Raw genomic sequence first — 14,644 nt, forward strand, 5'->3', positions numbered from 1 at the left:
CCAAAGGAGGCGATAAGGTGGCGGAGATCAAAACCAATCAACTAAGTGTCGGTTATGGTAAGCAAGAGATTATTTCGGATCTTTCTTTAACGATTCCAAAATCTCGGATTACTTGCATTATAGGACCGAATGGTTGTGGGAAATCTACCTTGTTAAAAACGGTGGCACGCTTATTGAAACCCTCCGGCGGAACTGCGACGATAAATGGAAAGATCATTCATAAAGAATCGACCAGAGTCATTGCAAAACAAATGGCGATTTTGACTCAAGCACCGCAGACCCCAGAAGATATCACGGTGAAAGAATTGGTTTCCTATGGGCGTGCGCCGCACCAGAAAGGTTTTGGACAATTGCAAGCGCATGATTGGGAAAAAATTCACTGGGCGCTAGAGCAAACCCAGCTATTGAATGATGCGGATCGCACTGTCAGCTCGCTGTCAGGTGGCCAAAAACAGAGAGTATGGATTGCAATGGCATTGGCACAAGATACTAATTGTCTGTTGCTAGATGAGCCAACAACCTTTTTAGATATGGCACATCAATTGGAAGTATTACAAGTACTCGAAACGCTCAATCGTAAATTGAATCGAACAATCGTGATGGTGTTACATGATTTGAATCATGCAGCAAGATTTGCCGATCACTTAATTGCCGTTAGAGATGGAAAAGTCGTAAAAGTAGGGACGCCGGAGGAAGTCATGCAACCGGAAGTTCTAAGAGCTGTTTTCGATATTGAAGCAAGTATTGTACAAGATCCCCAAACAGGTAAGCCAACACTGTTAAGTTATCAGCTCGTGCAATAATCTAGTCAACATAACTGAAAATTACTCGTTAAGGCTATCCGTTAGCTTTTTAATCGACATCTTTAAAAGGTGAGGCATAACAATTGGTTTTTGTTGCGGACTTTGATAAAGTAAGTATATACAAAATTTGAAGGAGCGATCAATTTATGCAAGTATTAGTTGTCGGAGCTAACGGACAAATCGGAACGCACCTTGTTGAACAGTTAAAAGAAGAAGGAAAACATACACCGATTGCATTTGTTAGAAAAGAAGAACAAGTTGAGAAATTTAAAGAAAAAGGTATCGAAGCACGTTTAGGGAACTTGGAAAGTTCTGTACAAGATATTAAAGAAAAAATGAAAAATATCGATGCAATCGTATTTGCAGCAGGATCTGGTGGTAGTACAGGTGTTGATAAAACGGTTATGATTGACTTAGATGGCGCTGTTAAAGTAATGGAAGCAGCTGAAGATATGAATATCAAGCGTTTCGTTATGATCAGTGCATTCCAAGCAGATGTGAGAGAAAACTGGAATGAAGATATGAAACCTTATTATGCAGCTAAACACTATGCAGATAGATTTTTATTGAACAGCGACTTAGACTACACCATCGTTCGTCCGGGTATGCTAGAAAATGAACCGGCAATTGGTAAAGTCGCTTTAACCAGAGCGATGAATGAGTTTACTGACCCAGTGACTATCCCACGAAAAGATGTTGCGGACTTGATCGCTAAATCACTTGATCATGAACGGACTTATCGTCAGTCATTTGATGTAACAACCGGTGAACAAAGCATTGAAGAAGCATTAAACCAACTATAAGCATAGTTAAATACGAGTAAGATAGAAAAGGGCACTTCTTTTACAAAGAGGTGCTCTTTTTTATGTGCGTTTTTTAAAAAGGTTAGAAAAAATGTTTAAGAAACTATGTAGTTTCTGGTAATTAAGTGCAAATTCTTAGGAGAGTCGATATAATGAAGTAAGTTAGAGAGCATTTATTTAAGTTAAACGTAAAAGATGAAGGGAAGCATAAAATAATGAAACGATTGAAAAAGCAATTTATTCAGGCAACTGCAGCGATCACCATGGTAACTTCTATTGCGGCTTTTAGTACGACTCAACCAGTCGAAGCGGCTGGTATCGATACTAGTGTAGTGAACGAAGCATGGGGACTGCCGACATTTGTATATGGTGGTGGGTTAACCGAGCAGCAAGTGCAGGATACAGCAGATATCTTAGGGATTGATAATATGGAGAACGTTGCCAGTGTAGATGTTACAGGTGAAGACCTTCAGCAATATTTAGGAACGGGTTCAGGAAATACGGCGAGTATGATTTCTTCTGTACTTGTCCAAAGAGAAAATGAAGGATCTGGCGTCGAAGTGTTGATCGAAACACCCGATGATATCACACAGATCACGCAAGAACAATATGCAAATGCGGCTATTACTGCCGGTGTAGAAGATGTAACGATCATGGTGGCCAGTATTCGTCCGGTAACTGGTGAAAGTGCTTTGACAGGTATTTACAAAGCCTTTGATGTCAATGGTGAAGAACTAGATCAAGATCGTATGGAAGTTGCCCAACAAGAGTTGGAAACGACAAATCAGATTGCGCAAGAGAATAATACAGAATCAGATTTTGATACGTCTCGATTCGATCAGGCAATCGTGGAAATCAAACAACAACTTGCTGAATTGAAAGAAAGCCAAGGGGAACTGGCTACGAGAGAAGATATTGAACAAATCATTAATGATGCGTTGGAAAACAATAACTTGCAAAACGTGATTTCTCAAGAACAAATGGATCGCTTATTGGCTTTCTTTGAAAAATATCAGCAGACAGGTGCGATTGATTCTGCTCAAGTAAGAGAGCAACTTGAACAGTTATCTAGTAATATTAAAGACCGCTTTGGTGATGCCTTCAAACAAGCAGAAGATAGTGGCGTCTTTGATCAAATCGGCAACTTTTTCCGCTCGATTTGGGATGCTATAACTGGATTTTTTAACTAAGTTAAAAACGCCTGACTCATCGATTCAATGAGTCAGGCGTTTTTTTAATCTTCTAAATTAACAAGGAAATATTTTTTCTTGCCGCGACGAACAATAACGAATTGGTTATCGAAGCTATCTTTTTCAGAAAGTGTGTAATCTACATCTTGGATTTTCTCACCTTTGATTGTGATTGCACCGTTTTTGATATCTTCGCGAGCTTGACGTCGAGAAGGTTCAATACCTGTTATATCAACTAAAAATTCGACAAGATTGTGGGATCCTTTTTTCGCTTGAGAAGAAGGAACATCTTTGAACGTTGTGGCGATTTGGTCAGCAGTTAATTCTTGGATATCACCAGAGAATAGTGCTGCTGAAATCTTAAGTGCTTCGTCTAAAGCTTTTTGCCCATGAACAAATACGGTCATTTCTTCGGCGAGAGCTTTTTGTGCAGCGCGTTTATGAGGAGCTAACTCAACTTGTTCAGCAAGGGCATCGATTTCTTCTTTGGATAAGAACGTAAAGTATTTAAGGTATTTCACGATATCGCGGTCATCTTGATTGAACCAGAACTGGTAAAATTCATAAGGCGTCGTTTTTTCAGGGTCAAGCCAGATAGCGCCTTCTGCTGATTTACCAAATTTTGTACCGTCCGCTTTTAGTAGCAATGGAATCGTTAAGCCAAAAGCCTTAGCTTCTGAGCCTTCTTTTTTACGAATAAGATCTAATCCGGCAGTAATATTACCCCATTGATCTGAACCACCGATTTGAAGTTGTACATCTTCGTTTTGGAATAAATGCAAGAAATCCACAGATTGGATGATCTGGTAGCTGAATTCTGTAAAGGAAATACCCGTATCCATACGGTTTGCAACCACATCTTTTGCAAGCATCGTATTGATATTGAATTCTTTACCGAAATCTCTTAGAAAATCTAAAAAGCTTAGTCCACTTAACCAATCATAGTTATTAACTAATTTGATTCCTGATTGTTCAGAACCCGCTTCAAACAGTTGACGCATTTGTCCGCTAAGTTTTTCTGCGTTTGCAACGATTTGATCCATTGTTTGTAAGACACGTTCAGAATTACGACCACTTGGATCACCGATTGAGCCGGTACCACCACCGATAAGAATAACGGGTTTGTGACCGGCAAGTTGGAATCGTTTCAAGATCATGAAAGGAATCAAGTGTCCTACGTGCATACTATCGCCAGAAGGGTCGATTCCGCAGTATAAAGCAATGCTTTCTTTATCCGTTAATGCTTTCAATCCTTCTTCGTCTGTTTGCTGATTGATGGCACCGCGCCATGCTAATTCATCTAATATATTCATTGGTCATCTCCTATAGTCTTGCATTATTAGTTGTTTATCTCAAAATCGGATCGAACCTTCCAATTAGGATAAGTTGTTTTATCGAGCGTAGTTGCTAGCTGGTTCTGTTCATCCAACACTTTTAAGATCAATGGCGAAGCATTGTCTTTTGTTAAGTTGCTTAATTTTACCCAGTTCGTACCGTTTGAATCGTTTAAACCGTCAGACACGATTTCTGGTAGTGTCATTTTTTCTTCGCTAACTTCAACAGTATAGAGCGCAAAGACATGGTGAGTGTTTGGACTGAGGTGGTCTGGACGTACGAATACATCATAGGTTCTAGGATGTGTGTACGATAATACGGCTTGACCTGTTTCTTCTAATACTTCTCTGACAAGCGTCTCTGTCAATCCTTCACCTTGTTCTTGGCTCCCACCGGGTAGATCATAGCGATTTTGATAAGGGCCAGAATTCTTCAAGATACAAAGTAATCGTTGATCCTTGATACAGACACCGTAGACACCAAAATGTTTATGATAGTCATATTCATCCAATAAAACCACCTCCTTCAAAAAATCATCAATCATTGAACACAAAAAAGACCCCATAAAAAGTATATACTTTTTACCGGGACGAACATAGCCGTGGTACCACCCTGATTGAAATAGAACCTAATCCACTTCCACTCATACCCATAACGCTGGGCCGCGCCAAAATCGGTTAGCTCCGAGGTGTAATTCACTTGATCTGTATGTGCGAATTTTCAGCATCCATTCGCTTTCTGAGACAGTGACAGTCAAACTACTTCGCCTGTTCATAGCTGATTTGCATTCTATATGAGTTTCAGTATAATTTATACAAATCGAATAGTCAACAGAGATCTGGCATAGAACAAGTTGCTCCAGAGACTAAAAGAGTTGTAAGCTAAAATGGTAAAAGGCAAAGCAGTTCAATCCGACTTTTAGATATGATAAGATTAATTACGATAGTATTTAGCAGAGAGGAAGACGAGTATTGGTAACGAAGAGAAAAGAAACGTTTAAAATGAAATCAGAACCACAAGTTTTGGAAGACTCTCAAGTAATTTGGGAAAACTATCGATTCTCTGTACTGACATCAGCAATGATTCGAGTAGAATTCGATCCAAATGGCGCATTCGAAGACTCTGCGACACAGACAGTTTTGAATCGGGACTTTCCAACACCTGAGTTTAAATTAAAAGAAACAGACGAATATATAGAAATCATCACGACACATGTACATCTACATTTCCATAAAGAAGAAGGGGGATTTACGAAGAACAACCTTCATATAGAAGCGCTTGGAAACTATAGTTTGTATCATAGTAGTTGGTACTTCGGCGATCAACCAAAAACATTAAAAGGAACGGCTAGAACATTAGATTTCTCAGATGGTCCAATCGAATTAGAAGAAGGCTTGATGAGTAAAAATGGCTACTCTATTATTGACGATAGTCGTTCTATGAGAATAACAGACGATGGCTGGGTCGAAAAAAGACCGAATGATATTGTCGATATCTATTTTCTAGGATATGGTCGTGATTATCTTGGAACATTAAGAGATTATCATCACTTAACCGGACATACACCTATGCTCCCTAGATACGCTCTTGGAAACTGGTGGAGTCGTTATTATGCTTATTCGCAATCGGGTTATAAGAAATTGATTCGAGAATTCGGAGAAAAGCAGATTCCATTCTCTGTAGCTGTTTTGGATATGGATTGGCATATGACGGATATTCCCCCAGAATATGGTTCTGGCTGGACTGGTTACACTTGGAATAAAGAACTATTCCCTGAACCAGAAGAATTTTTAAACTGGCTTCACAAACAAGGAATGAGAACCACTTTAAACTTGCATCCAGCTAATGGTGTGCAGCCCTTTGAAGAAATGTATGAACCGATGGCAAAAGAACTGAATGTAGATTATTCAAGTAATGAACCAATCAGTTTCGATATTGCGGATACAGAATTTTTAAATGCTTACTTTGAATACTTGCATCATCCTCATGAAGAAATCGGTGTTGATTTCTGGTGGATCGACTGGCAACAAGGCAGTGTGACTAAAGTAGAAGGATTAGATCCACTATGGATGTTGAACCATTATCACTTCATGGATCATGGGCGTGGAGATACAAGACCGTTGATCTTTTCAAGATATGCTGGACTTGGCTCTCATCGTTATCCAATCGGTTTCTCCGGAGATACCGCATCCACTTGGGATGCTTTGAACTTCCAGCCCTACTTTACGGCAACGGCTGCGAACGTAGGATACAATTGGTGGAGTCATGATATTGGTGGTCATTTAGGTGGGGTCAAAGATAGTGAACTCTTTATCCGCTGGGTACAGTATGGTGTGTTCTCACCAATCAACCGTCTGCACAGCCAAGATGGTGAATTCAGTGGGAAAGAACCCTGGAGATACGGTCTCAAAGCTGAACGCGTCGTTACCGACTTCATGCAGCTCAGACATAAACTGATTCCCTATCTGTATACAATGAATGTACTGACGCATAAAGATAACCTACCGTTGATTCGACCAATGTACTATCACCATCCTTGGGAAGATGAAGCATATGATGTACCAAACCAGTATTACTTTGGAACTCAACTGCTTGTAGCACCGATTACATCACCATTAAAAGGTGATTTAAGACTAGCTCGTGTTAAAACATGGTTGCCTGAAGGAATGTGGATCGACTTTTTCAATGGTCGTGTTTACGAGGGTGGAAGAGTGTTAGACGTTTACAGACCCGTTACCACAATGCCTGTTTTTGCAAAAGCTGGTGGAATCGTACCGATGGATCAATCAATCGAAAATGCAACAGATAATCCTGATAAGATGGATATTAGAGTCTTTGCAGGAGCAGATGGAAGCTTTTCTATCTATGAAGATGATGGTCTAGGTAAAAATGCCGACTCTAGTACAACCAAAATGACATTGAAATGGCATCAAGAAAATACAGATTGGTCGATTTTCCAGATACATGAACCAGAAGGAAACTTGCACTGCTTACCAGAGAAACGTCAATTTACCTTAACGTTCGTTGGCTTTGCATACGATACCGAACCGGAAGTTTATGTAAGAGATCAGAAAATCGATGCAAAAGTTTCTAAAAAAGGTCGTTTTACAACGATTGAAATTCCTGAACAAGCGATTGAAGCTTCTTATTATGTTCGTTTCAAAGGTGTTTCAGCTAAGAAAAATGATATGTTTGGAGAGGTTTTTAGCTTCTTGGACCGTGCACAGCTATCAACAAATTTAAAAGAAAAAATCTATACAACCGTGCGTAAGAACCGAAATAGTGCAAGAGTCATTAGTGGATTGCTTGCATTGGATATAGATCCAGATTTGTTAGAAGCACTCAGTGAGTTGATTTGGGCAAATCCTGGAGACATTGATTAATAAAATAATAAAAAATAGACAAAAAGGAACTAGGAGCGATCCTAGTTCCTTTTCCATTTAATAGGATTCAGTTTTGAGGAATGGTATAATAGCAATACGCTTATTGAGTGTGTAGACATATAAAATAAGTCAAATAAGTGTGACTGCAATTTTTTAAGATCGTCAAAATCCTTTTGAGGAAAGTGAGTTTATTTATGAAGAAAGTTGTGTTTTTTGATATCGACGGTACATTGGTATCAAGTCAGAACCACATCCCGCCATCAACTAAAAGAGCAGTCAAAGCGCTCAAACAGCAAGGTATATTGCCTGTTATCGCAACAGGACGTGCCACAGTGCTATTAGAAGAAGTGAGAAAAGAACTAGAGATCGATAGTTACATTGCGATGAATGGTCAACTTGTTGTACTTGAAGGTAAAACAATCTTTGTTAACCCGTTGCCACAAGCGCTTTTAAAACAATTGATGGAGCAAGCGGCTAAAGATCGAAAAGGTATTGTTCTTTGTGGAACGGACGATATTTACAGTAATTCATTTATTTCTTTAGTGAAAAGAAGTTCAGTCTTGAGTATATTGAAGAAAGTAGGGAAACTAATCCCTAGTAAGATACAAATGTCTCTATTCAGTCGGTTGATTCGAAAGCCACCTAAGCCTGATGATTATGAAGGAAAAGATATTTGTCAAGTGATCCTTGAAGTTGATGAAACGGAAGAACTGGCTTACAGAGAGCGTTTTGGAGAACTTCATTTTGCTCGATCTAATGACTATACGGTCGATGTGCTCAGTGCGGGCATTTCCAAAGCGACGGGCATAGAGCAGATGATTCAGCAACTAGACGTTGATGTCAAAGATACCTATGCCTTTGGAGACAGTTTGAATGATCTAGAAATGATTCAATACGTTGGAACAGGTGTCTCGATGGGAAATGGCTGGAAAGAGTTGAAAGAAGTCGCAGACATGGTTACGGAAAATGTCGCTCATGATGGTATTGAAAAAGCATTAAAAAAATTAAATTTGATTCCTTAAACACACTGTAACTGCCTTGATTTTTTGAGGCAGTTATTTTTTTAGAGGAAAGGGTTTTTAAAAAGATAAAATTGAAGTCAAGCTTCATCAATCAAGCTTTCTTGTACGTTTTTTCTGATACAATATAGTCGAGAAAGGAGATGGGTAAGATGAAAAAGTATCTATTGATCAGTATAGGTATGGGCTCTTTCTTATTGGGAGCCGCCGGTGTCGTTGTCCCTTTGCTTCCGACGACTCCTTTTTTGCTCTTAGCAGGGTATTGTTTTTCACGTAGTTCAGATAGCATTAATGACTGGCTTAAACAAACAAAAGTTTATCAGATGTTTGTCTCGGACTATGTTGAAACAAGAACGATTCCGAGAAAGAAAAAATGGAGAGTTTTATTAAATGTCTATGTATTAATGACGATTTCTATCTTACTTGCGCCACTCTTTCCGGTCAAAGTTGGATTAGTTTGTTTGACCCTATTACTGACCATCATGATTTTATTTGTCATACCAGACCGAAAGTAAGGGCTTGATGAGATAAGTTTTGTAAAAAGCGAAAAATTTCCTACATAGCACTCGTCTAGCGTGCGGTTCTCGCCTTCAAACTATAGTGGTTGTATGCTATACTATTCAAGTATTCAATGAGAGGGTCATATACGGGAAGCCGTTTTAAGAGCCTGACGATCGAATAAGATGCACGCATCTTTATAAACAAGTATCAAACATCTAGGAGGACACGAATTTGTCTGGAGAAAATTCATTTTATATCACTACCCCAATTTATTATCCGAGTGGAAAATTACACATCGGAAATGCGTATACAACGATTGCTTGCGATGTTGTAGCCCGCTACAAAAGACTGCAAGGATTTGACACGTTTTATTTAACAGGAACCGATGAACACGGACAAAAAATCGAGACAAAAGCGCAAGAGCTTGGTCAAACACCACAAGAATATGTGGATGGTATGGCAGAAGGTATTCAAGACCTTTGGAAAACATTAGCGATTTCAAACGATCAGTTCATTCGTACTACTGATGGACAACATAAAGAAGTCGTTGCGAAAATTTTTGAAAAATTATTGAAACAAGGAGACATCTATCTAGGTGATTATGCTGGATGGTACTCTGTTTCTGATGAAGAGTTCTTTACCGAAACGCAGTTAGAAGAAGTTTACCGTGATGAAGAAGGCAATGTTACAGGCGGTATCGCTCCAAGTGGACACGAAGTAGAGTGGGTTAAAGAAGAATCTTATTTCTTTAAAATGAGCAAATACGCTGACCGATTATTAGCCTACTACGACGCGCATCCTGATTTTATTTTGCCGGAATCAAGAAAAAATGAAATGATCAACAACTTCATTAAACCGGGACTAGAAGATTTAGCGGTTTCCCGTACGACGTTTGACTGGGGTGTACCAATCAAATCGAATCCGGAACACGTTATTTATGTATGGATCGATGCCTTATCTAACTATATTACTGCACTTGGTTATGATCCTGATCTGGGTGGATTTGATAATCAGCCTGAACAATTTAAAAAATACTGGCCTGCAGACGTGCACATGGTAGGAAAAGAAATCGTTCGCTTCCATACAATCTACTGGCCGATCATGTTGATGGCTTTGGACTTGCCTTTACCGAAGCAAATATTTGGACATGGCTGGTTATTGATGAAAGACGGAAAAATGTCTAAATCAAAAGGGAATGTTGTTTACCCTGAGTTCTTAGTTGAACGTTATGGTTTAGATGCTTTAAGATATTACTTGATGCGTGAAGTAACATTCGGTAGTGATGGTATTTTTACACCGGAAGAATTCGTTAACCGCATGAATTTTGATTTAGCGAATGATCTTGGAAACTTATTAAATCGTACAGTTGCGATGATCAACAAATACTTTGATGGACAAGTGCCTACTTATAAAGGCGATGTGACCGCATTTGATGCTACCTTACGCGAGACCGCAACCGATGCTATCAAATCTTACAATGAACACATGGATACGATGCAGTTCAGTTCTGCATTGTCTTCGGTATGGACATTGATTTCTCGTACAAACAAATACATTGATGAAACACAACCATGGGTATTAGCAAAAGATGAAATGAGTAAAGAACAATTAGCGAGCGTGATGACCCATCTGGCAGAAAGTCTACGAATTGTAGGCATTTTACTTCAACCAGTACTAGTTGAAACGCCAGCACGAATTTTTGAGCAATTAGGTATTTCTGACCAAGACACATCATGGGATACGGTCACGTTTGGAGAATTCCCAGAAAATAAAACAGTTGTCAAAAAAGGCGAGCCGATTTTCCCAAGACTAGATAAAGAGGAAGAAGTGGCAGCGATACAAGCGGCAATGGCCTCAACAGCTCCAGCAGCTGAAGAAATCGTTGAAGCTGAATGGGATCCTGAAGAAACAACTCTATCTTCCGTTAAAGACAAAGAAATCAAATATGAGACCTTTGATAAAGTAGAATTGAAAGTCGCTGAAATTATTTCTTGTGAACGTGTAGAGAATGCTGATAAATTATTGAAATTCCGCTTAGATGCAAATGATGAAGGCGGACATCGTCAGATTCTTTCGGGCATTGCAGCTTACTATCCAGAATTCGAACAATTGATTGGCAAAAAAGTAGTCATTGTTGCGAATCTCAAACCGCGTAAAATGCGTGGGGAGATCAGTCAAGGAATGATTTTATCGGCTGAAAATGCAGAGGGTAACTTAACGATCGTTGAAGCGCCGGCACATATGCCAAACGGATCAATCGTTGCATAAACCTATACAAAATAAGCGAATCATAATGAAAAGAGCTGGGCTAAACCCTGGCTCTTTCACTTTGATTAAATCAATAAAGAAGAAATAGGAAAGGAAGTAAGGTGCTTATGTTTTTTGATACACACACACATTTAAATGTTGATCAATTTAAAGGTGAAGAAACGGCGTTGATAGAAGAAGCCAGAAAGCAACAAGTCAATAAAATGGCTATCGTTGGATTTGATACACCGACCATCGATAAGGCATTACAACTTAGTCGCGATCATGAAGGTGTTTATGCAATCATTGGTTGGCATCCTACTGATTCAGAGACATATTCAGATGAAGTTGAAGAAAAGTTGATTCAGCAATTAAAATTGCCGAAAGTCGTAGCGATGGGTGAAATGGGGCTCGATTATTATTGGGATACGGCTTCAAAGAAGGCACAACATGAAGCGTTTAAACGACAAATCAGTGTGGCTAAATCAATGAATTTACCGATTAGTATTCATAATCGAGAGGCAACAGAAGATACGTACAAGATTCTTAAAGAAGCAAACATTCAAGATATTGGTGGGATCATGCATAGCTTTAACGTCGATACGTATTGGATGGAGAAATTCTTAGATCTTGGTATGCATATTTCACTAAGTGGTGTAGTAACATTCAAAAATGCACCTGAAGTAAAAGAAGTTGCAAAAGCAGTCCCGTTCGATAAATTGCTGATTGAAACAGATGCACCTTATCTGTCGCCTATGCCATATAGAGGTAAAAGAAATGAACCAAGTTATGTTCGTTTCGTAGCTGAAGAGATTGCCCGTCTGCGTGAATGCTCGATTGAAGAAGTCGCAAAACAAACGACATTGAATGCAGATCAATTGTTTAAACTGACTTAAGACAGGAGTCAATCATTGGAAAAAATAAAAGAAATGATTGTAGTCGAAGGAAGAGACGACACAAAAAGAATCCAATTAGCTGTTAATGCGGATACTATCGAAACAAACGGATCAGCAATCAACGAGGAAGTGCTCGATCGAATCGAGCATGCCCAACAAAAGCGTGGGGTGATCGTTTTTACTGATCCAGATGTACCAGGAGAAAAAATCAGGAAAATCATTTCGAGAAGAATCCCAGGTGTTAAACACGCCTTTTTAAATCGAGATGAAGCACAACCAGGAAAAAAAGGTAGTTTAGGGATTGAACACGCTTCTGTAGAGACCATCAGAAAAGCGCTTGAAGGCCTCTATAGTGAAAAGATAGATGCTACACCTACCGTTGACCGATCGTTTCTGCTAAAAGAAGGGTTAATCGGACACCCTAATGCTAAAGACCTTAGAATTAAATTGGGAAATGCTTTAAGAATTGGGTATACTAATGGCAAACAGTTAGAAAAAAGATTGAACATGTTTGGTGTCTCGCAAGAGAGCGTTGAACAAGCATTAAAGGAAATACGAGAGGAGGAGACAAATGGAAGAACATAAAGATATCGCTACACCGGCTAGAACAAAAGCGATATTAGATAAATACCGTTTAGCTGCTAAAAAGAGCTTAGGACAAAATTTTATCGTGGATACCAATATACTTGAAAAAATAGTAGATGCTGGAGACATTGACGACCGTACGACAGTAATTGAGGTTGGTCCCGGAATTGGTGCACTAACGGAGCAGATTGCTAAGAAGGCGAAAGAAGTGATTGCTTTTGAAATCGATGATCGCTTATTACCTGTACTGAAAGATACATTGTCTCCCTACGAGAATATAAAAATTATTCATCAAGATATTTTAAAGGCAGATTTAAAAGCATTTGAAGAAACTTATCTTATGGATGCAGAAAAAGTCGTTGTGATTGCCAACTTACCTTACTACGTAACGACACCAATCATCTTAAACTTTTTAGAATCAACATTACCAATTGATTCTTTAGTTTTGATGATGCAAAAAGAAGTAGCTAATCGTCTTTCAGCAGTTCCAGGAACGAAAGCCTATGGTTCTTTATCCATTGCTGTTCAGTATTATATGGATGCAGAAGTAGCCTTTATTGTTCCCAAAACTGTCTTTACGCCACAACCGAATGTAGAATCAGCCGTCATTAAGTTGACACGAAAAAAAGAAGCGGAAGTGATCGTAAAAGACGAAGCCGTATTCTTTAAAGTAGCACGTTCTGCATTTGTACAACGACGTAAAACATTGTGGAATAATCTGCAAGTCGCTTACGGAAAAGAGCCAGAAATAAGAGAAAAACTACAAGCAGCGTTAGATCAGTCAGAGATTGATCCTAAAAGACGAGGCGAAACATTATCTTTAAAAGAGTTCGGGAAGCTGTCAGACGCCTTGGTAGAACAAGAGCTTCAAATGATAGATATACAAAGTCGTTAAAAAAGTCGATTACAATACTAGAGACAAGAAAATGTGGTTCTATAATATTTGGTGTTGGTGAGAATTCGCCAACACTATTTTTATGTAAAATGAAACAAGCGAGATTCTCTGATAGACTATAGTTACCACACCAAATCTATAGGAGGAATCTCGCTTGCTTGAATCTAATGATATCAAAAAATTGCTTCATATCCAAGATGAATCGATCACATTGACTCAGATCGATCGTCAAACCCTAAAAGGAACTTTAACCAATATTGTCAGTGGGACAATCACTTATACACCAGGCTATTGTCCTAAGTGCGGTGTTAAAAACGCCGATTATAACATTATTAAGTACGGAACCAAGCTAACTAAAATGGTCTGGAATAAGGTGGCTGGGTATCCAACGCGCCTTTATCTAAAGAAACAACGTTTCTATTGTAAGTCTTGTACACAGACCTTCTCTGCTCATTCCTCAGAAGTCGAAGAACATTGTTTTATTTCTAAGAAAGTAAAGCAACACATCGGCTTTCAATCAAGAGAAGATCTTTCTATGAAGTATATAGCAGAAGAACATACGGTATCACCTTCCACCGTTAAGCGAGTGATTAGCACATTCGCCCAAGTCTATTACCCTGACTTCCAATCTTTACCGCCTTGTTTGCTTTTCGATGAATTCAAATCAGTCAAAAATGTGAAAGGTTCGATGAGCTTCATTTACGCCGATGGCGATACACATGAGGTGATCGATATCCTTCCTGATAGAAGAAAAGCTTATCTCAAACTTCACTTTCAAAAGTATCCGCTAAAAGTGAGAGAGCAGGTAAAACTCATCGTGATTGATATGAACGCAGCTTATGAGTACTTTATAAGAGAGCTTTTTCCAAATGCAAAAATCATTATTGATCGCTTTCACATCACCCAGTTGATTAATCGATCTTTAAATAGAATCAGAGTAAAAATCATGAAACAATACAACCATTCTAGCTATCCGTCTAAAGGAAT

General features: G+C 38.9%; 13 protein-coding genes and 1 other annotated feature. Of the genes, 11 read left to right on the top strand and 2 right to left on the bottom strand.

Going from position 1 to position 14,644, the window contains the following annotated elements; genetic code table 11:
- Positions 1-17 precede the first annotated feature (17 nt).
- From J5J05_RS06565 to J5J05_RS06575, 3 genes are all read left to right on the top strand, one after another.
- Complete coding sequence (locus tag J5J05_RS06565) at positions 18-803, top strand: ABC transporter ATP-binding protein (RefSeq protein WP_208559888.1); 786 nt, start codon at positions 18-20, stop codon at positions 801-803.
- 146 nt (positions 804-949) lie between these two features.
- Positions 950-1,606, top strand: a complete 657-nt coding sequence (locus J5J05_RS06570; protein WP_208559889.1) for an SDR family oxidoreductase — start codon at positions 950-952, stop codon at positions 1,604-1,606.
- Positions 1,607-1,821: 215 nt separating this feature from the next.
- Positions 1,822-2,796, top strand: coding sequence for a DUF1002 domain-containing protein (locus J5J05_RS06575; RefSeq protein ID WP_208559890.1), 975 nt, complete (start codon positions 1,822-1,824; stop codon positions 2,794-2,796).
- 44 nt (positions 2,797-2,840) lie between these two features.
- On the opposite strand, the gene tyrS is transcribed toward J5J05_RS06575, so the two are convergent.
- On the bottom strand, positions 2,841-4,109 hold the full coding sequence (gene tyrS, locus J5J05_RS06580) for a tyrosine--tRNA ligase (RefSeq protein WP_208559891.1): 1,269 nt from the start codon (positions 4,107-4,109) through the stop codon (positions 2,841-2,843).
- A gap of 26 nt (positions 4,110-4,135) precedes the next feature.
- Complete coding sequence (locus J5J05_RS06585; protein ID WP_244244649.1) at positions 4,136-4,642, bottom strand: NUDIX hydrolase; 507 nt, start codon at positions 4,640-4,642, stop codon at positions 4,136-4,138.
- A gap of 71 nt (positions 4,643-4,713) precedes the next feature.
- Positions 4,714-4,915 (bottom strand) — a binding site (T-box leader).
- A gap of 187 nt (positions 4,916-5,102) precedes the next feature.
- On the opposite strand from J5J05_RS06585, the gene J5J05_RS06590 reads away from it, so the two are divergent.
- The 8 genes from J5J05_RS06590 to J5J05_RS06625 all read left to right on the top strand — a co-directional run.
- Positions 5,103-7,514, top strand: coding sequence for a glycoside hydrolase family 31 protein (locus tag J5J05_RS06590; RefSeq protein WP_208559893.1), 2,412 nt, complete (start codon positions 5,103-5,105; stop codon positions 7,512-7,514).
- Positions 7,515-7,708: 194 nt separating this feature from the next.
- A complete protein-coding gene (locus J5J05_RS06595; RefSeq protein ID WP_208559894.1) occupies positions 7,709-8,536 on the top strand; it encodes a Cof-type HAD-IIB family hydrolase in 828 nt (275 codons plus the stop codon).
- Between the two features lie 149 nt (positions 8,537-8,685).
- Positions 8,686-9,048: a YbaN family protein gene (locus tag J5J05_RS06600; protein WP_208559895.1), complete on the top strand. Its 363-nt coding sequence runs from the start codon at positions 8,686-8,688 to the stop codon at positions 9,046-9,048.
- Between the two features lie 217 nt (positions 9,049-9,265).
- Entirely contained in the window at positions 9,266-11,302 is a 2,037-nt protein-coding gene (gene metG / locus J5J05_RS06605) for a methionine--tRNA ligase (protein WP_208559896.1), read from the top strand.
- Between the two features lie 107 nt (positions 11,303-11,409).
- On the top strand, positions 11,410-12,177 hold the full coding sequence (locus J5J05_RS06610) for a TatD family hydrolase (RefSeq protein ID WP_208559897.1): 768 nt from the start codon (positions 11,410-11,412) through the stop codon (positions 12,175-12,177).
- Positions 12,178-12,210: 33 nt separating this feature from the next.
- Positions 12,211-12,762, top strand: a complete 552-nt coding sequence (gene rnmV / locus J5J05_RS06615; RefSeq protein WP_208559905.1) for a ribonuclease M5 — start codon at positions 12,211-12,213, stop codon at positions 12,760-12,762.
- Positions 12,749-13,657, top strand: coding sequence for a 16S rRNA (adenine(1518)-N(6)/adenine(1519)-N(6))-dimethyltransferase RsmA (rsmA, locus tag J5J05_RS06620; RefSeq protein WP_208559898.1), 909 nt, complete (start codon positions 12,749-12,751; stop codon positions 13,655-13,657). The genes rnmV and rsmA overlap by 14 nt, the downstream gene beginning before the upstream one ends.
- A 154-nt stretch (positions 13,658-13,811) precedes the next feature.
- Positions 13,812-14,644: ISL3 family transposase (locus J5J05_RS06625; protein WP_208559039.1), on the top strand; the 833-nt coding region annotated here is incomplete at its 3' end.

It is taken from the genome of Marinilactibacillus kalidii, assembly GCF_017599325.1.
GTDB lineage: Bacteria > Bacillota > Bacilli > Lactobacillales > Carnobacteriaceae_A > Marinilactibacillus > Marinilactibacillus kalidii.